Here is a 17,602-nt window from a genome sequence, read left to right as displayed (position 1 = left end):
CTCTGACCGTTGCCGACAGCTGGTCATTGGGTGGGTAAGCCGTCTGAAAGACGGCGGTCCCAGCGTCCCCGGAACCGACGACACTTTGTCGGCCCCTGGGACCGCTGACATTTTGTCGCCCCCCGGGACCGCCGACATCCTGTCGGCTCTTCTGGTTACCGGCTAGAACCTGAATGCCGAGTTGCCGCTCCAAATGGTCATCAGTCAGGCTGAGTTTTCTCGTTCCCATGCGCGGCCTGGGAACCAGAGACCGGGAGCGGGGCTGTTGCGACACCCTCCTTGGGGGAGAGGGCTGGGGAGAGGGGGGATCAAGGGCTTTATTTCGATCGGATTGGTCACTCCATATCAAGCAAGATCAATGGGCTGGTTTTTAGGCGGCCTCTTAGAGGCTGTCTAAAAACTAACCTATCGATTTTAAATCGGTAGGCTGGGGTGAAGAACGAACCCCAGCTGTGGTTATTGCTGGGTTTTGGCCATCCCTGGCCGCAACCCAGCCTACGGCCTACGGTCCCTTTTTAGACAGTCTCTCAGGATTTGATGGGCACGCTTCGCTTTATCTCTCTATGGGGAACCCTGGTTTGCAGGGCTTCATGCCATGACAAAGCCCGCGACCCTATTGCTCGGACGCTCCGCTTTGCCCATCCTACCCGGCTGTGGTTTAAATTTCACAGACGGTCCGCACAGCGGACCCTACCCTCGGCTGGCTCCCACGCTCCGGCGTGGGAGCAGACCTGGTCCCGACGGAGGAGGGATCTGACGCTCCAGCGTCGATTAAGCGCCTCGATAGGCTAACAGCCGACGCCTATAGAGGAGCTGAGTCCGCTGGAGCGGACAAGACGGCGTTCCCACGCTGGAGCGTGGGAACGAGCGCTAAGGTCGGGTAAGGCCAAGGATGGCCGCCACCCGACACGATGGCCACCCGGCGTCGGGTGACGGCGCGCCAATCACCGCGGCCAATGCAGCTTCACAGCAGGCGCGCCTTATCCGACCTACGCGGGCTCATCGCATCATTGATGCGGTTCGCGCCGCCTCGCGGTGCCATCCTGTAAGACCTACTGCGCTCACCGCATCCTACGGTCGATGCGAGTTCGTCGGCTGGCTCCCACGCTCCAGCGTGGGAGCAAACCTGGTCCCGACGGAGGAGGGATCTGACGCTCCAGCGTCATGAACCCTTGGCCGCTGACACTACCCTTTTGACGACTATTCGGCGGTGATTATGGCTTGTCATCCAAAGCGGTCGATTCCTTCTCGTGGTCTTCCAGTTTGACCCTTGATAGCGCGGATGCCAGCAATCCTGTCGGAATGGCGACAATACATAGACCAAGCATCAATATGATAAAGGTAAATAGCTTGCCGCCTATCGTTATCGGATACATATCGCCATAACCCACCGTTGACAGAGTGGCGACGGCCCACCACAGGCTGTGGAAGATGCTTTTGAAGGTCTCGGGTTGGGCCTCATTTTCGAAATAATAGATCCCGACGGCCGACAGGTATAACAGCATGAGGGTGATCAGGCTGAATAGGATAATCTCTTCTCTGGCGATGGTAAGCGCCCTTGATAATTGATGTATGGCCTTGTTGTATCGGAGCAGCTTCATCAGCCGAAACAGGCTTAACAGACGAAACAGCCTTAACGACCGCAGGTCGACGCCGGGTAAAAGATAAAAGGGAACGATGGCGATCAGATCGATGAGCCCGTAAAAGCTCAGGGCATAACTCATCTTGCGCTCCGCCACATACAGCCTGAGGAAATATTCACAGGTAAAGATGATTGCTATGATGACTTCCGTAACCTCAAGCAATTTTCTGGTGCCGGCATCGAGATCGGGCAAGGTTTCGATGGAAAAGGTGATGACAGAGAACAGGATCAAGGCTTGCACAATCAAATCGAATGTGCGACCTGGTAGGGTATCGTTGCTCTCCACGATTGCCTTTATATCCACGGTTGGTTCCTCGTGCTTTCTATTGGGGATAAGATAATAAAATGTTACTGCCGCCGGTTACCCGACGCCACTTCCCGTTGCAGCTCGGCTCGGGAGTAGCATGATTCAGTAGGGTACAAAACCAGAATCCTGGATGGGCAGTAAGCACAGCGAGCCACACCGACCAGTCGTCGGCGGTGTAGGATAGGCCCGGCCCGGCCACGGACCTACCCAACTCGATGAGGCCAAGGCTGTGGGCTGCGGAATAGCTGAAGGCTGGCGACTGGTTAAGGCTATTTCATGGCGGTGGGATAGTCCGGCTTGGATTGAGTATGGGAAACTTGTATCCTATTCGATTCGGATCTGGAAGTCCCCCGGTAGTGGTAGCGCGGTCCGGGGTTATTTGGCGAGATCCCTCCTGCGTCGGGACGAGTCCGGCGGGTTGGGTTAGGGCGCGTTCAGCCCTGTCCCCGGGCTTCGGGATCGAACAGGTTCCCGTTTGAAACCTGCCCATCACCGCTCCCCGAACATTGAGGGACTGAAGATGCCCGACGGCTGGTTGCCCCAAGCCCGGCGCGCGCCTTGCCCGAACTGGGATGAACGTCCCCCGGGCGTGGCCGTGGAGCTGCTGGTGATTCATGGCATCAGCTTGCCGCCCGGGGTGTTCGGTGGCCCCTGGATCGATGATCTGTTTCAAAACCGCCTGGACCCGGAGGCCCATCCCTATTTCCGGGCCATCGCCGGGCTGCGCGTCTCCTCCCATCTGCTCATCCGTCGCGACGGCGAGTTGATTCAGTATGTGGATCTTTACAAGCGCGCCTGGCACGCGGGGGTTTCGCGCTTCGCGGGCCGCGCGGCGTGCAACGATTTCGCCATCGGGGTCGAGCTGGAGGGTACGGACGAGCTTCCCTACGCGGAGATCCAGTATCGGGTACTGGCCCAAGCGACTCAGGCTATCCGGGCCCGTTTCCCGGACATCGGCTTGGAACGCATCGTCGGCCACAGTGACATCGCGCCCGGCCGTAAGACGGATCCGGGAGCGGCCTTCGACTGGGAGTATTTTCACACCCTCATCGGAAGGGTTGATGAGGGTAGCGTCCTGCATGTAGGGTAGGCGGAATGCGGTGAGGCGGGAGTTCATGGAAGCACCCGCGTTGCCGAGGCGGCAAACGGTTACGGCATCATATGCCCGGCGCCGGGACAACCCATAACGATAATGAAGAGGTGATGAATCATGAGGCAATCGTCGGCGTTCCGCCGGACTCAAGCGGCTATGCTGGGTGGGCTTGTGGGCGGACTTTGTCTGCAATTGGGAGCGACGGCCGCAATGGCCTCGGGCTTTTCCCTCCCGGAGGCCTCCGCCCTGGGGACCGCTATGTCCAATGCGGTGGTCGCAAACCCGGAAGAAAAGGGGGCCTTCGCCTACAACCCCGCCGCCATGGGGTTCCACGACCGGACGAGCGTCTCTCTGGGGGCCCTCTTCATCGGGCTGAGCTTCAGCGTCGACACGGCCACGGGACACCATGACAGCGCCGGTGCCGACTGGGTCACCGCCCCCCTGTTCCAGGCCGCCATCCGGGTCCATGACCGCTGGCGGATCGGCCTGGGTATCAGTGCCCCGTTCGGATTGGAGACCCGTTGGGAAACCGGGACCTTTCCCAAGCTGAGTGGGGCGGCGCCGGTTACGGTGGCCCCGGGCGTCACCCTGCCGCTACCCTTCGGTGCCCACCCGACGAACAGCAAATTGGAAACCGTGGCCTTGGTTCCGACGCTGGTCTACAAGGTGAACGAGGATCTCAGTGTGGCGGCCGGTCTGGACTACTATAAGACCAACTCCGCACGGCTCGATTCTCAGCTGACCGGCATGAGCGGGGACGGCGACGGTTGGGGCTGGAATGCCAGCGTCCTGTATCGCCGTGGCGCGTGGAGTTTCGGTGCCGTCTATCACTCCTCCTCTACCTCGAAACTGACGGGACACTATAAGCCCCTGAATTCCACGCTCGCCTTCCTGGGCACGATAAAACCGGGCTCCGGCTTACCGGTGGCCCAGGCGGCAAAGCTGGACCTCAATCTGCCCTGGCGTCTGCAACTCGGCGCCCGCTATGCGTTCACCGATAGGTTGGCGGTCGAGTTCGACTGGACCCGGATCGGCTGGAGCGAGTTCGACCGGATCGAGATCAAGAGCAGGGCCACCGGCAGGACCCTGTTCTCCGAGGTCAATGCGTGGGAAGATACTAACGCCTACCGTCTGGGCCTGACCTATGATGTCCTACCCGGCACCCAGCTACGCTGCGGCTATGCCTTCGACGAGACGGGGCAGAAACAGGACCACTACAGTGCCCGCGTACCCGACAACGATCGCCATCTCTTCAGCTTCGGTGTCGGTCAGGAGCTGGGTCAGGGTTGGGCCCTTGACGTCGGCTACATGTACGTGAAATTCAAGGACCGACACTACCGGAGCAGCAACCCCTATACCCCGGTGGCGGATCTCGGGAAAGAAATCAACGGCACCGACGCCATCAACGGCAATTATGAGGGCAACGCCCACTTGTTCGCGTTGGAGCTGAGCAAGACCTTCTGACATGCAGGATATTCTCGGGCGGGCAAGACAGGTCCGGTTAGTGATCTTCGACGTGGACGGGGTCCTGACCGACGGCAGCCTCTTCCTCGGCGATGACGGTCAGGAGTACAAGGCGTTCCACTCCCGGGACGGTCACGGCATGAAGATGCTGCAACAGACCGGCGTCACCCTGGCCGTCATCACGGGCCGGACCTCGGAAGTGGTGCGCCTGCGGATGGAGCACCTGGGGATAACGCATGTCTATCAGGGACAGGACGACAAGCTGCGGGCCTACGAAGCACTCAAGACGATCCTGGACCTGAGCGATGAACAGATCGTCTATGTGGGAGACGACCTGGTCGATCTGCCGATCATGCGCCGAGTCGGTCTCGCGGTCGCCGTCGCCGATGCCCACCCCCTGGCCCGGAACCATTCCCATTGGCAGACCCACTTCCCTGGTGGACGGGGCGCCGCGCGTGAGGTGTGCGACCTTATCATGGAGGCCCAGGGTACCCTGGACGGGATGATCGCGCCTTATCTCTAGCCCAACGACGACAAGGTAACCTGGTATGCTGTCGGCGCGCCAACGTATTCTGGTCCTGGCCATGGCGTCAGTGGGAGCGCTTGCCTGGTGGCTACGCCAAGGCGGGGAGACACCGGGTCCGAATACAGACGACTCGGAACGCCGTCCCGATTACACAGTCGACAACTTCGATGTGACTAGGATAGACGAATTCGGGGCACCACACAGGCATCTGACCGCTACTGAGCTGCGCCATTACCCCGACGATGACACCAAAGAGCTGGAAATCCCCCGCCTGACCCTGTACGTGGAAACGGGTCCGCCCTGGCTGGTACGTTCCGAGACGGCCTGGATCTCGAGTGACGACAATCTGATCCGGATGCATGGTGAGGTGCACATCGACCGCGCGGCCGGGGTCGGGACGCAGCCGGTGCATATGAAGACCCGCGAGCTGGTGGTGAAGCGGGACGAAAATTACGCCCACACGGACCAGCCGGTGCGGATCACGAGTGAGACCGACTGGGTGACCGCGGAAAACGGCGCCCAGGTGTGGCTGGAAGAGAAGTTGCAGATCAAGCTGTTGGGACGGGTTCGAGGCGAGCTGGTTATCTCCCGAGCCGATGAGGAAACGCCCCCAAGGTCGAACAACCAGTCGAACGACCACCCGAGGCAACCGCAATGATGCCAAGAATCGCCTCCCGCGCCCTTACCGTCCTGGCGATGCCGATCCTGGTGCCGGCATTACTCCTCGTCCCCCGGTGCCTGCCGGCCCTCGAAGACGATCCCGAGGGGCCACTCTACCTGGAAGCGGACAGCGCGGAACTCTTCGAGGCCATATCTTTAAGCATCTATAGGGGAGACGTCTTCGCCAGGCAGGGCAATATGGAACTCCGGGGTGATCAGGTCATGGTGCACCATGATCCGGAGCGCAGACCCGAGTTCATCATCGTAATCGGTACCCCCGCGACCTATCTGCAACGGGAGGAGGGAGATGAGGAGGACCTCGAGGCAGCGGCCCTGCATATGGAGTACGACACAGCCAAGGACGAAATCACCCTCATCGGCCAAGCCGTCGTGTTCCAGGGCGAGGATACCTTCCGCAGCGACCATATCATCTATGATCGGGCCCGGGCCCGGATCAAAGCGGGAACCGTCGCCAAGGGGAAGGAGCGGGTAAAGATCCGTATCTCTCCGTCGCCTCAATGACGACCCTCCGAGCAACCCATCTGGTCAAGAGCTACCGTCGTCGTACGGTCCTGAAAGGCGTCAGCATCGGTGTCAACTCGGGCGAAGTCGTGGGCCTGCTCGGACCCAACGGCGCGGGTAAGACCACCTGCTTTTATATGATTGTCGGACTGATTCACGCCGACGAGGGGACCATCTATCTCCAGGAGCGCAACATCACCCTGCTCCCGATGCACGCCCGCGCCCGGCAGGGCCTGAGTTATCTTGCCCAGGAACCGTCGGTCTTCCGCAAGCTCACCGCCAGGGACAACCTGATGGCGATCCTCCAGACGCGCCGGGACCTCAACCGGCAGGCGCAGGAGAACCGCGGGCTAGAGCTGCTCGAAGAGCTGGGTATCGCCCATGTGGGTGAATCGCTGGCCCTGAGCCTCTCGGGCGGTGAACGCCGGCGCCTGGAGATCGCGCGCGCGCTGGCAATGGATCCGCAGGTAATGCTGCTCGACGAGCCCTTCGCCGGTATCGATCCCATCGCCGTGAGGGACATCAAAAACATCGTCGCCCATCTGCGGGACCGCAACATCGGCGTCCTGATTACCGATCACAATGTCCGCGAGACCCTCGATATCTGTGACCGGGCCTATATCATCAATGAGGGCAAGGTCATCGCCGAAGGCGGGCCGCGGGAGCTGCTGGAAAACGCGGAGGTGCGTGCGGTCTACCTGGGCGAGCACTTCACCCTGTGAACGGATCGGGAACCGACATCCCTATTACCCCCGGCGCAACCTGCCCGCGCGGACCTCACGTCGGGTGTAGGATGCGGTGAGCGCGGTGGGTCTTACAGGATGGCACTATGAGAGGACGCGAACCGCATCAATGGATGGCCCGCCCAGCGTCCAAAGATGCGGTTCGCGCCACCCAGCAGTGCTATCCTGAAAAATCTCCCGCGCTCACCACATCCTACGGGCTAGCCCTCTTCTCCGCTCCCGAACAAGTCCCGCATCTCGGCCTGCGGTAAGACCCCCGGTGGCGCGGCCAGGCCGAAGTGCCCATAGGCCGCCGGGGTTGCCATCCGTCCCCGGGGCGTGCGCATGAGAAATCCCTGCTGGATGAGGTAGGGCTCGAGTACATCCTCGATGGTGCCCCGTTCCTCGCCGATGGCCGCCGCCAGGCTCTCCACCCCGACCGGTCCGCCAGCGAACTTCTCGATCACCGCCTGCAGCAGCCGCCGGTCCATGTGGTCGAAGCCCAAGCCGTCCACCTTGAGCATGGACAACGCCTGGTCCGCCACCTCTGCCGTGATGCGGCCCCCGGCCTTGACCTGTGCATAGTCCCGCACCCGCCGCAGCAACCGGTTGGCAATGCGGGGCGTGCCGCGGGAGCGACGCGCGATCTCCCGGGCGCCGTCCGCCTCGGTCGGGAGGCCCAGGATAGCGGCGGAACGCTGGACGATAAGGGTAAGCTCCTCTGGCGAGTAATACTCCAACCGCTGCACGATCCCGAAGCGGTCACGCAGGGGCGAGGTCAAGAGCCCGGCGCGGGTCGTCGCGCCTACGAGCGTAAAGGGAGGCAGATCCAGCCTGATGGAACGGGCGGCCGGTCCCTCCCCGATCATGATGTCGAGCTGGTAGTCCTCCAGGGCGGGATAGAGGACCTCCTCGACGACGGGGCTCAGGCGGTGGATCTCATCCACGAACAGGACATCCCCAGGCTCCAGATTGGTGAGCAGGGCGGCGAGATCCCCCGGCTTCTCCAGCACCGGGCCGGAGGTCTGACGCAGGCCCACCTGCAGCTCGTGGGCAATGATGTGGGCCAGCGTCGTCTTGCCCAGTCCCGGCGGACCGAAGATGAGCACATGATCCAAGGCATCACCACGCCCACGGGCGGCCTGGATGAAGATCTCCATCTGCTCGCACACCGCCGGCTGGCCGATATAATCGACCAAGCGCCGGGGCCGGATGGCCCGGTCCAGGGCCTGGTCCTCGGACTCGGCTTCCGGACGGATCAGGCGGTTGGGATCACTCATGCCGGTGTCGTCTTGGCCTAGGTCCTATTGACATTTAACGCTAACCGACTGTTTTCATATGTTGAATGACTGCAACATTCCGGCGGTCCGCACAGCGGACCCTACAGTCAATCAGATGGTTAACGTAGGGTCCGCTGTGCGAACCTTCTAAATGTCAACACGACCTAGTACAGATGCTCTTACTTACCGATAACATTGAGAGCAGGCAGGATCTTCACGGAAGATTTAGCCGTAAATAAACGCGAATAGATTAAGAATCATCAATGATAGCGAATCGATTTCTTCCGATTTGCGTTCATTCGCGTTCATTTGCGGCAAAAAAGAATTCCCAATGGAAGAACCAAACCGATGTTATCGCTACTTCGGCACTGCTATACCAGGGTGTCAGGGTGTGTTCACCGCTTTGAGTGCGGCGCGAATGATCTCCTCGGAGGTCTTGGTCCCGTCGTCCGCCGCGCGGGCCATACGGTTGGCGTCGGCGGGCTTGTAGCCGAGGGCCGTAAGCGCACCGATCGCATCGACTAACGCAGAACCTTCACTGCCGCCGGTCGATGGCGAGGACGCAACACCGACCGGCGACCCGGTAGGCACCGCATCTACGCGATCCCGCAGCTCCATAACCAGGCGCTGGGCCGTCTTCTTACCGATGCCGGGTAATCGCGTCAGGGCAGTGACATCCTCCTGCCGGACACACAGGGCGAACTGCCGGGCGTCCATGCCGGAGAGAATGGCCAGGGCCATGCGCGCACCTACACCGTTGACCTTGAGCAGATTGCGGAACAGGGCACGGTCCTCCTCGCGCAGAAAGCCGTAGAGCAGCTGGGCGTCCTCGCGCACGGTCAGATGAGTGACCAGCGTGACCTGCTCCCCGACGGGCGGCAGATCGTAGAAGGTGGACATGGGGGCCTCGAGCTCGTAGCCGACGCCGTTTACCTCGAGCATAAGCTGGGGCGGATGTTTGGAGACGATCTCACCGCGTAGCCTGCCGATCACGGCCGAAAATCCCTCCAGGATGCTGTGGCCCTGCGGCGCGCCGGTATCCCCATGGAGTGGGCATGACACAGGGCGAGGGCCAGGGCATCGGCCTCGTCCTCCGGTGGCGTTTCCGCAAGGGAGAGCAGGAGCCGCACCATGTGTTGTACCTGGGCCTTCTCCGCACTCCCGGTGCCCACGACGGCGAGCTTGACCGATTTGGGGCTGTACTCGTGGACCTGTATATCCCCCTTGAGCCCGGCGCAGAGCACCGCCCCCCGGGCCTGACCGAGCTTCAGGGCGGCGGTCACATCGCGGGCAAAGATGAGCTGCTCCACCGCCATTTCATGGGGCCGATACTCCTCCACCACCTGGGCGATGCCGTCGAAGAGCACGCCCAACCGCCGTGGCCAAGGCAGGTGATCGACCCGAATACAGCCGCCGGCAACGCGGACGCTACGCCTGCCGTCCGTGTCGATTATCCCGAATCCGGTCGTGCGGGAGCCTGGATCGATGCCTAAGATGCGGTGGCGCAAAACAGAGGGCATCTCTTGTAATCAGGCATCCATGGGCCTTGGATGCTCCACTCATCGATCCGGCTACGCAGTCGATCGAAAGCGCGTACTGCGCGGTCAACGGTTGAGTAATGGACGCCGAAATGATCCACGATTTCCTTCATATAGCACTTAGCGTAATTTGCGTTGCCGGTACACTCTTCACCGCTCGACCCCAGGGTACAGCTCAATGTCATTAAGTTAAGCCTCACAGCCCCTCTCCCGGCGGGAGAGGGGTTGGGGAGAGGGCAAATGAAAAACAGCGATCAATCAATCACAAACAGCGCCGGTGACGCTTAACTTAATGGCATTGGGGTACAGCTCCTCGTAAAATCGCTTTGCTTTTTGTGGGGTGAATCGAGATTCCATCAACCCACGGCAGATTCTAGCAAATACATCGCCTTTAATGGTTCCTTGAGGGACGAGGATCCCTTCACGCACACCCGCTTCCAGTTTGTCCACGCTCTCGATTCTCGCCTGCGCGAAGTTCACGTAGCTATCTCGTTTAATGAAAGTATGGTCGCCAACGAACAATAGGCATGTACCGTCGTGGTGAATTCTCGGATTAACGGAAGAGATGCTGACCAGCAGCGTCAGGCGATCATCCGGGCGGGGGTCGGTGAGTAGAATGAATAAGTGCTTCCGGGTAGGGTCCTGCACGGGACCCGAGGGAATCAGCAGGGTCGCCCGCCGCACGGGCAGAAACAACTTCACAGCGCGGCAAAGAGCCGGTCGAGCTTAGCGTGTGACTCTATCCGATCACTCAACGCACGGGCGTCCTGCAGTGATCTCCCAAGCGCGCGAAAAACCCGGTAATACGGAATAGGATTTGATGACCCCCGCGGGTCCTCCCATTCAGGGCAATGAGTATGCGTATAGTCGCGTAGCGCCCAACGCCCCATCGAGCCAAACTGTTCCCACACAGCGTCGAGGACATCCAATTCGGCTTCGCTGAGTTCGTCCAAGTCCTCCACAGATACGGGGTTCCGTAACATCAGCTCGTAATCCGCTTGGTCGGAAATCCAATCGGTCCAGCCGCCGGGGGAAGACTCGACATCGCCGTCCATATGGTTGAGCGTGTTCGATAGCGCAGGTCCATGAGGCATGGCAACTAGGAGATCTCCGGAGATTGGGGCACCGTAGCGATCCATTGCCTCTCTATCGGCAAGATACAGCAGCTTCATGAGCTTCAGGTGAGACATGGTCCCACCGCGTTTGTGCAGCAGGTAGGCTGCCATCTGGGCCGCTTTGCGCTCGTTGAACATTGGTAACCCTATCCTATTCGCAGATTACGCGGCTGTTCCCAGACGTAAGGCGACATCATCTGTGAAAATCTGCGTAATCTGCGGATTAAAAAGGTCGCGGCAGGCAGCACCCCCTACCTATCGGGAGTGCTACGCTGCCGATCCTGAAGGCCGATCGATGCCGGGCGCCACAGGGACGCGCTCGGCATCACCGCCCGCCCAGCTTCTTCCCGAAATCCCGTTCGACCACGTCCAGGCCCACCTTTAGCCGCTTGGCAATCTCGCGGTATTTCTGCTTGCGGGCGGCGTTGGTTTGGTTGACCAACCGCTTGACCTCCGGCGTCCCTTTCTGCGCTCGGAGATAGCCTCTGCCGGTTTCGGCGACGAGTCCCTTTTGTTTGGCCTCGCCGACGGATAGGGCATAAGCAACGGCGGGTAACAAGAGTGCGAGCGTCAAGGCGACGACCCAAGCGACCCGCTTGACGCCACTGATACCGACTTGTTTCTTCATGGCTTCGTCTCCGTTCCGAAGAGCTCCGGGTTCTCCGCCAGGGTACGCTCGACGGTCTCGTCGAGCTTGATTCTGACCTCTTGCTCGATTTTCACATTGACATTGATCTCAATGGGCTTGTCAGGCGCCTCGACCTTGACGCGCGGTGAACAGCCTACGCCGACGGTTGCCGCGAGTAGGACCCAGACCATCCTCGACATGCTGGGTACCCCCTTAGATCGGACCCGCAGGCCCCGCGTCATGGTTTCCTGGCTGCCCCACTGGCCGGTGCCGATTATCCGCATAGGCGTTGTCCTCTTGGGTTTAGCCCGTGCAATGATTGCCCCCTTCTACTTGAAATAGCGGGACATGAGTTCCCCGAACCTTTCGGCGAAGGTTGCGATCGCCAGGCTACGGCGGATAATCGTATCAAGCTCCCCGGTCAGATTGAAGTTCAGCTTGAACGGGTGACCATCGTAGAGGTCGGGATTGGCGCCGGCGAGCGAGATCGAGAGTTGCAGGTTATCCTGGGTCCTGCCGTTCAGCCCGATAGACAGAGACTCGTAATGGAAATTCCGCAGGGCCTCGAACAGCAGCTCCGTTTCGCTGCTGTTATCGAAAAACCCTGGTTTTTCCTCGGGTCGATAGCGCAACAGGCCAGGCGTCTCGGCGCTGATCGAGCCCTGGTCGACGGCGATCTCGGAGCCGCGGATGCGCAGCGGCACCCGTCCGCTCAAGAACCCGGTGCCCCACAGCCCATCGACCGGGATCAGCCGGAGCAGGGGATTCAATCTGACGGCCTCGAATTTCAGAATGATGGAGTGCTCCGCCGCAAGCTGGTCGAACTGCAAAGCAAGCGGTTCTATTTGCACCCCACCACCACCCCAGGTGAAGTCGAGCTGCTCGATACGGACGGATGGGGCCTCTCTGGTGTGGAACCGAATCAGGCCATTGCGCAAAGGTATGCCGATGTCCAGGAGATCGACCCGGATTTCCTGGGTGTCCAGCTGGTTTCGAACCGTCCGACCCGCGCGCCGGAGCCGCGTATTGAGCCCCCTGACCGATAGCCCCGGCGCATCGAATCCCAGATCATCCAACGCCAGGCGCAAGTGGGTAGCGGGAACCCCTGCGATCCAGGAAAGACCGCCGCTCACGGCCAAGGAGCCGCGCGCCTCGCTGATGAACTTTCCCAACGCGGGGACCAGGTCGCCCGGTTGCAGCCCTTGCGGCGAGAATCGGATCTTATCCAGCCGGTAGCTCAGCTCGCCGATGGCCAACCCAAAGTGGTGCTTACCCTTGGCGGAGAGCTTGAACGGCACCCGGCGCCCTCGGGCGACCAGCTCGAACGCCATGGTTTTGTCTAAACGCCCCTTCGCCTTGCCCGCCAGGACCAAGGCCGGGAAATCGGGGGGGCTCGCAAGGCTGGTTGCGACCGCGTGCTGCAAGGTCACCGAGGTCGCTCGATCCTGGAGCAAGGCCAGCCTGATGTCCGAAACGGCCACCGCCTGCTCGGCGAGCTTCAAGTGTCCTCCCTGGGTGTTCAGTACCAGCTTGAGTGCCTGCGTAGTTGGATTAAATGTCGCAGACAGCCTTGCCTGGGGCATGGTACCGGCAAGCTCGAGGGGGTCGTCTTGTCCGTGCTCGACCGCCAGGACCGCAGGATGGCTCGGTAGGGTCAAGGCCAGTGACCAGGTCTGCTGGGTAGGATCGAATCGCAACAGCGGCCTTCCCTTGGCCTGGCGGACACACAGATCGACCGGACGCAACCACCGGACTCCCCCCAAATCCAGGCGTTTTGCCCGTACCGATACGCAATCCTTCACTGCGAGCACCAGGCCCTCATCCGTGTGCGTCAGATCTCCCTCCAGCTCGATTTCACCTCCGGTCAGGCGCTCACCGCCGTAGGTGACATCGGAGACATCCAACCGTGTGGAAACCCGGCCCTGCATATGCGACGCCGTTCCGGCCAGTCGTGCGTCCAGCGCCCCCATGCGGATTTCCATTCCGTCGTGGGTCCAGCTGATGGGATCGAGCCGGAGCCGCTCCAGATCGAATCGGAGCCCGTCTTCCGGGGCGTACTCCACACGGCCGGATACTCTCCCCGCGATCTTGGGTTGGGACGGAACTTCGAGGGCAAAGCCGACTGCACCCGCGGCGGTCTGTCGCGCCAGGTCGGTACTCGAGGTGAGCCTAAGGCTGTGCCCCTTGACGTCGGAGAGCCGGAAGCCTGCGGGCGGGTCAAGGCCGACCAGGCGACCGGTTACCTCCCAGGGCGATGCGGGTACGGCCAGGAGGGAGGCCTCGGATAAGGACAGGTCCAGGTCGAGGGCACCCGACGCCTCCGCTACCAAGTCGGGAAGGGTGCCATCCCGGATTCGGAGGGAAATCCGTCCGTTCGCTGACGCTGCTTCCAGCCAGCGTTCGGAGAGGATGGGCAAGGCCCCCTCGATCCGGGCCTGCAAGGATGCCCGACCGGCAAGGCCGACACCGGATCCCGCCAACTCATCCAGAGCAGCCAGATCCAGCTCCGATGTATTCAGGTCCAATCCAAAGGCAAGCCCCTTACCCTGGGTCTTGTTGGCCTGGACCTCGAGCGTGACTTCATCTACCGCCTTCGCTGCCGAGCCAGGAAAGGCCCCGTCCTTGATTCGGAAGGAAATCCGCCCGCTCGCTGACGCTGCTTCCAGCCAGCGTTCGGAGAGGACAGGCAGAGCCCCCTCGATCCGGGTCTGTAAGGATGCCCGGCCGGCAAGGCCGGCACCGGATTCCGCCAGCTCATCCAGAGTAGCCAGATCCAGCTCCGATGCGTCCAGATCCAATGCGAAGGCAAACGCCTCACCCTGAGTCTTGCCGGCCTGAACAGCGAGCATCACGGGCGATTCGGCCAGATGCACCGCCAGGCTGCCGGTGCCGGAGAACTGCTCGCCCCCATCCCACTCCACACTGGCCTGGCCCGCTCCATGGGTGTCCAACCCCTCGGGAAGCCACCCTTCGGCGCCCGCTAGCGCCACCTCCAGCTTCGCCGCACCGTCCTGTTCCAGTCGCCCCTTCACTGCGAGCGCCCCGCGCGCCTCCTGCCTGTGTGTCCCCTGCCTGTACGCCCCCTGATAGCGCAATTCCAGTTGGGCGTCGAGTGCCCAGGCCCCCACATCTGTTTGTGTCAATGTGCCGCGCAGCGGAATCTGCAGCGTCCCTCTCCCCGTTTCCAGGTTCAAGCGACTGGCCCGCAGCTCCAGGCTCGCGACGGGGAGCGCGGGCATCTTCAAATTGGCCTTGTCCCCTGGCGTCTCGGGCAGGGATACCCCCGCGAGCTGGGGAACACTATCATCCCCTGGGATGAAACGCAGCTCCGCACCCTCGATCAGGACCTTGTCCAAGGACCGATCGCGCACCAACCGGGTCGGATGAAACAGCAGGGTAAGCCGCTCCACATTTTGCTCCCGGCCCAGCCCAAAGCGGATGTCCGAGAGCGACAAGCGGTCGAGAGAAAGACCTTCGACGGCGAAATCCACATCGCCGAGACCACTCGCGGCGAGCTGACCCTTCGCCCAATCCAGCAAGAGCACCCCGGCCAGGACCAGGACCGCGGCAAAGGCGGCAATGATCGACGATGACAAGACCAGGACTCGGAGCCTTCTTTTCATCCCCCATGAGCTCTCGCGATTCCGGAGCTATTACTGCGCCTTGTGCCTACTCGTTTCCAGGTGTGGTCCGACATAGCCGATACAGCACCGGTGCTCCTCCCGGTTCTCCAGCCAATAAAGCCGGGATCCCCCTGGCCGGATGTCGCAGTGCATCACGAAGTAGGCTTTGCCTTGCCGCGGACAGGTGGCCAGGCGTTGCTTGGCACGTTCCTTATTGTCCATGGTTTTCCGGATTCCGGGCGCGCGCGAAAACCATACTCCGGATTGTCCTCAGCACGGTCGGCCCAATGTTTGCACGTGAGATTCAAGACATACAAACGCCCCGCTACCGAGTGCAGGGTATTCTGGTCGGAGAGTGCCGGCAGCGTCTTTCTTTGATATTCCGCGCAGAGATCCAGCCGCGGAAACAGTAGCTCCCAATGCTCGATCAGCTGGGCTACCCCGGTCACCTTGGCGCTCGCCGACTTTCGCCAATCATCGATAACCCGGTCCACATGATCCGGCATCGAGGCATGACGTACCCGATGCCGAACCAGGTCACACACTATGAGAGCCGTGTCGTACAGATGCTGTACGATGGGAATCTCCGTTGCCCGCCATCGCTCCTCCGAGGGTAGGCTGACGGCGATGTCGTCCCAGGTCAGGGCCACGCCGAGGGCCTCGCAGCTGATCGCTTCATCAATGCGGAAATCCGAGCGTTCAAATTCGCCGGTTTCCGCGGACGACTCGAAGAGTCCTTTTGCGACGGGTGACTGATCGATCAATCCCGCGGCAAGTATCCGCAAGTCATCATGTGGACCCTCGAACACCCATTCCTGAAAACCATATTCGTCCCGTATCAGATCGAGCTCGTAGAGTGGCCGATTCGTATGGATCGTCGTGCCACACATCCCCTCAGCGATCAGATCCGCGATGGTCTGCACCATGTCAGACAACCATTGCGCAGCCGTCGCCCGAGACTGCGCCTCGCGCACGGAAAGATCATTAGAACACCAGTTGCGGCCTCACTCCGCTACCTCCTGTTACAGCAGCACTGAAGTACCGATAACATGGGAATCATTTTTTTGCCGCAAATGAACGCGAATCAACGCCAATCGGTCGCAAAAGATCACATGATCTTGTTCGTCCACGGACGACACGGATAGGTCGAAGCGACCGTATCATTTTCCCATACTCAACAGGACCTAGCGCCGTCGCCCCCGAGCACGCCGCGATGACAGGGCCGCCAGGCTCTTGATACCTTCGTCGAAGAAGCCTTCCGGCCAGCTGTCGAGCTTGCCCTCCGCATCGATGCGGGGCGAATCGATCTCGACAGCGCCCTGTTCCGTGCGGGTGAAATAGTGAAAAACCGCCAGCTCCGGGGCCAACAGGCCCTCTCGCACCGCGATCCGAATGCCGTTGAGTACATGGTCGCTGTGGGTCTCCACGACCACCTGGACCCCGGCCGCCGCCGCCAGCGCCATCAGCCGGCCTATGATGGTCTGCCCCCGCGGGTGCAGATGGGCCTCCGGATTCTCCAGCATCACCAATCCGCCGGGTGGCAGCGAGAGTAGTGCCACGATGATGGGCAAGGTATAGCTCAACCCGAAGCCCACGTTGGTAGCGCGATAGCTACGCGAGTAACCGAGTTCCCCACGGAACGCGAAGGTCAATGTGCTCTCGTCCAGCTCCCTGAATATCTTTGGTTCCAGGCGGGTTCCCGGCGATAGCTCGTTCAGCCATGCCTGCACCTGGTGCAGCAGATCCTTGCCCTCGTCGGGATTGCGGACCGGCAGCTTCGCATTGATCTCCGGGAGCCGGCGGCCACCGAAGGCCTCCAGATAATGGGCCGTGTACTCGCCGTATTTCCCGAGATTGCCGTGAGTGATGTCGTGCCTCGACATCGGCAGCAATCTGCGCGGTCCCCAACGGTCAGCGGAGAGGTAGTGGCACTCTGGCCCGAACAAGGCGCAATCGCCCAGGTCATTCGGCGCCTCGACGCGTTCGAATCTGTCTTCGGTAAACCGATAACGCCAATCGAGCTGTTTGCCGGGCTGTTCCTCTCCTGGGTTTAAGACCTGCTGATTCCCGATGACCCTTACCTTTTTGGTCTCCGGATCAAGCTCTGCTAGGGAAAGACCCTTATTCCTTGCCAGGGTAGGGCCGTGGAAATTTCCGTTCTCATCGACGTAGCCTGTGATTGTTACGCCCTTCGCAGGTCCCATTTCCGTTCGGCGGTTCCGCAATGTCAGCGCGAAACGCAGCTCGTCATCCTCCGCATCCGTACAAAAGGCGTCACCGGGTTGGCCCAGCTCCAGCAGGTCACCGTTCAGCCGCAGCTCGTTCCAGTCCGGGTACGACTGTCGTATCAGCAGGAGCCCCTGAATCAGGGAGCTCTTACCCACCCCGTTGACACCCGCCGGTAAGGTAACACGCCCCAGATCAAAGCGCTTGTTTCCCCGAAAACACTTGAAATTCTTTACCTCCACGGACTCGATCATGC

At 61.0% G+C, this 17,602-nt stretch carries 17 protein-coding genes; 6 read left to right on the top strand and 11 right to left on the bottom strand.

The window, feature by feature from the left end:
* Positions 1–1,214: 1,214 nt before the first annotated feature.
* On the bottom strand, positions 1,215–1,946 hold the full coding sequence (locus BQ17_RS06490; protein WP_089725394.1) for an ion transporter: 732 nt from the start codon (positions 1,944–1,946) through the stop codon (positions 1,215–1,217).
* A 523-nt stretch (positions 1,947–2,469) separates the two neighbouring features.
* Here BQ17_RS06490 and ampD point away from each other — a divergent pair.
* The 6 genes from ampD to lptB all read left to right on the top strand — a co-directional run bounded on the left by ampD (position 2,470) and on the right by lptB (position 6,936).
* Positions 2,470–3,039, top strand: coding sequence for a 1,6-anhydro-N-acetylmuramyl-L-alanine amidase AmpD (gene ampD / locus BQ17_RS06485; protein WP_089725402.1), 570 nt, complete (start codon positions 2,470–2,472; stop codon positions 3,037–3,039).
* A gap of 120 nt (positions 3,040–3,159) precedes the next feature.
* Complete coding sequence (locus BQ17_RS06480; RefSeq protein WP_089725392.1) at positions 3,160–4,506, top strand: OmpP1/FadL family transporter; 1,347 nt, start codon at positions 3,160–3,162, stop codon at positions 4,504–4,506.
* Between the two features lies 1 nt (position 4,507).
* Entirely contained in the window at positions 4,508–5,029 is a 522-nt protein-coding gene (kdsC, locus tag BQ17_RS06475; protein ID WP_089725390.1) for a 3-deoxy-manno-octulosonate-8-phosphatase KdsC, read from the top strand.
* Between the two features lie 25 nt (positions 5,030–5,054).
* On the top strand, positions 5,055–5,690 hold the full coding sequence (gene lptC, locus BQ17_RS06470) for an LPS export ABC transporter periplasmic protein LptC (RefSeq protein WP_089725388.1): 636 nt from the start codon (positions 5,055–5,057) through the stop codon (positions 5,688–5,690).
* Positions 5,687–6,214 (top strand): lipopolysaccharide transport periplasmic protein LptA, encoded by a 528-nt coding sequence (gene lptA / locus BQ17_RS06465; protein WP_089725386.1) that lies wholly within the window; start codon positions 5,687–5,689, stop codon positions 6,212–6,214. Before lptC ends, lptA begins: the two co-directional genes overlap by 4 nt.
* Positions 6,211–6,936, top strand: coding sequence for an LPS export ABC transporter ATP-binding protein (lptB, locus tag BQ17_RS06460; RefSeq protein ID WP_089725385.1), 726 nt, complete (start codon positions 6,211–6,213; stop codon positions 6,934–6,936). Before lptA ends, lptB begins: the two co-directional genes overlap by 4 nt.
* Positions 6,937–7,157: 221 nt before the next feature.
* On the opposite strand, the gene ruvB is transcribed toward lptB, so the two are convergent.
* The 10 genes from ruvB to BQ17_RS06410 all read right to left on the bottom strand — a co-directional run bounded on the left by ruvB (position 7,158) and on the right by BQ17_RS06410 (position 17,600).
* Positions 7,158–8,216, bottom strand: coding sequence for a Holliday junction branch migration DNA helicase RuvB (ruvB, locus tag BQ17_RS06455; protein ID WP_089725383.1), 1,059 nt, complete (start codon positions 8,214–8,216; stop codon positions 7,158–7,160).
* Positions 8,217–8,600: 384 nt separating this feature from the next.
* Entirely contained in the window at positions 8,601–9,209 is a 609-nt protein-coding gene (gene ruvA / locus BQ17_RS06450; RefSeq protein WP_089725382.1) for a Holliday junction branch migration protein RuvA, read from the bottom strand.
* Positions 9,206–9,736, bottom strand: a complete 531-nt coding sequence (ruvC, locus tag BQ17_RS06445) for a crossover junction endodeoxyribonuclease RuvC (protein ID WP_089725380.1) — start codon at positions 9,734–9,736, stop codon at positions 9,206–9,208. Before ruvC ends, ruvA begins: the two co-directional genes overlap by 4 nt.
* Before the next feature lie 276 nt (positions 9,737–10,012).
* A complete protein-coding gene (locus BQ17_RS06440) occupies positions 10,013–10,456 on the bottom strand; it encodes a hypothetical protein (protein WP_089725378.1) in 444 nt (147 codons plus the stop codon).
* Positions 10,453–11,007 carry a Panacea domain-containing protein gene (locus BQ17_RS06435; RefSeq protein WP_176722322.1) on the bottom strand — a complete coding sequence of 185 codons (555 nt, stop codon included), beginning with the start codon at positions 11,005–11,007 and terminating at the stop codon, positions 10,453–10,455. The genes BQ17_RS06440 and BQ17_RS06435 overlap by 4 nt, the downstream gene beginning before the upstream one ends.
* Before the next feature lie 187 nt (positions 11,008–11,194).
* Complete coding sequence (locus BQ17_RS06430; RefSeq protein WP_089725376.1) at positions 11,195–11,497, bottom strand: DUF1318 domain-containing protein; 303 nt, start codon at positions 11,495–11,497, stop codon at positions 11,195–11,197.
* On the bottom strand, positions 11,494–11,781 hold the full coding sequence (locus BQ17_RS06425) for a YnbE family lipoprotein (RefSeq protein ID WP_243448282.1): 288 nt from the start codon (positions 11,779–11,781) through the stop codon (positions 11,494–11,496). The genes BQ17_RS06430 and BQ17_RS06425 overlap by 4 nt, the downstream gene beginning before the upstream one ends.
* A gap of 45 nt (positions 11,782–11,826) precedes the next feature.
* Positions 11,827–15,120 carry an intermembrane phospholipid transport protein YdbH family protein gene (locus tag BQ17_RS06420; RefSeq protein WP_089725374.1) on the bottom strand — a complete coding sequence of 1,098 codons (3,294 nt, stop codon included), beginning with the start codon at positions 15,118–15,120 and terminating at the stop codon, positions 11,827–11,829.
* 152 nt (positions 15,121–15,272) lie between these two features.
* The gene (locus BQ17_RS06415) at positions 15,273–16,046 is read right to left on the bottom strand and encodes a hypothetical protein (RefSeq protein ID WP_089725372.1); all 774 of its coding nucleotides are present in this window, start codon (positions 16,044–16,046) and stop codon (positions 15,273–15,275) included.
* Between the two features lie 258 nt (positions 16,047–16,304).
* Entirely contained in the window at positions 16,305–17,600 is a 1,296-nt protein-coding gene (locus BQ17_RS06410) for an AAA family ATPase (protein WP_089725370.1), read from the bottom strand.
* Between the last annotated feature and the right edge of the window lie 2 nt (positions 17,601–17,602).

It is taken from the genome of Candidatus Thiosymbion oneisti (assembly GCF_900092655.1).
GTDB classification, from domain to species: Bacteria; Pseudomonadota; Gammaproteobacteria; order Chromatiales; family Chromatiaceae; genus Thiosymbion; species Thiosymbion oneisti.
The sequence above is the reverse complement of the archived record's forward strand: the minus strand, read 5'-3'. Positions and strand labels throughout refer to the sequence as shown.

Excerpts from the sequence above, each read along its gene's own strand:
- ampD (WP_089725402.1), top strand. The coding sequence starts at position 2,470 with ATGCCCGACGGCTGGTTGCCCCAAGCCCGGCGCGCGCCTTGCCCGAAC.
- BQ17_RS06480 (WP_089725392.1), top strand. The coding sequence starts at position 3,160 with ATGAGGCAATCGTCGGCGTTCCGCCGGACTCAAGCGGCTATGCTGGGT.
- kdsC (WP_089725390.1), top strand. The coding sequence starts at position 4,508 with ATGCAGGATATTCTCGGGCGGGCAAGACAGGTCCGGTTAGTGATCTTC.
- lptC (WP_089725388.1), top strand. The coding sequence starts at position 5,055 with ATGCTGTCGGCGCGCCAACGTATTCTGGTCCTGGCCATGGCGTCAGTG.
- lptA (WP_089725386.1), top strand. The coding sequence starts at position 5,687 with ATGATGCCAAGAATCGCCTCCCGCGCCCTTACCGTCCTGGCGATGCCG.
- lptB (WP_089725385.1), top strand. The coding sequence starts at position 6,211 with ATGACGACCCTCCGAGCAACCCATCTGGTCAAGAGCTACCGTCGTCGT.
- ruvB (WP_089725383.1), bottom strand. The coding sequence starts at position 8,216 with ATGAGTGATCCCAACCGCCTGATCCGTCCGGAAGCCGAGTCCGAGGAC.
- ruvC (WP_089725380.1), bottom strand. The coding sequence starts at position 9,736 with ATGCCCTCTGTTTTGCGCCACCGCATCTTAGGCATCGATCCAGGCTCC.
- BQ17_RS06435 (WP_176722322.1), bottom strand. The coding sequence starts at position 11,007 with ATGTTCAACGAGCGCAAAGCGGCCCAGATGGCAGCCTACCTGCTGCAC.
- BQ17_RS06430 (WP_089725376.1), bottom strand. The coding sequence starts at position 11,497 with ATGAAGAAACAAGTCGGTATCAGTGGCGTCAAGCGGGTCGCTTGGGTC.
- BQ17_RS06425 (WP_243448282.1), bottom strand. The coding sequence starts at position 11,781 with ATGCGGATAATCGGCACCGGCCAGTGGGGCAGCCAGGAAACCATGACG.
- BQ17_RS06420 (WP_089725374.1), bottom strand. The coding sequence starts at position 15,120 with ATGAAAAGAAGGCTCCGAGTCCTGGTCTTGTCATCGTCGATCATTGCC.
- BQ17_RS06415 (WP_089725372.1), bottom strand. The coding sequence starts at position 16,046 with ATGGTGCAGACCATCGCGGATCTGATCGCTGAGGGGATGTGTGGCACG.
- BQ17_RS06410 (WP_089725370.1), bottom strand. The coding sequence starts at position 17,600 with ATGATCGAGTCCGTGGAGGTAAAGAATTTCAAGTGTTTTCGGGGAAAC.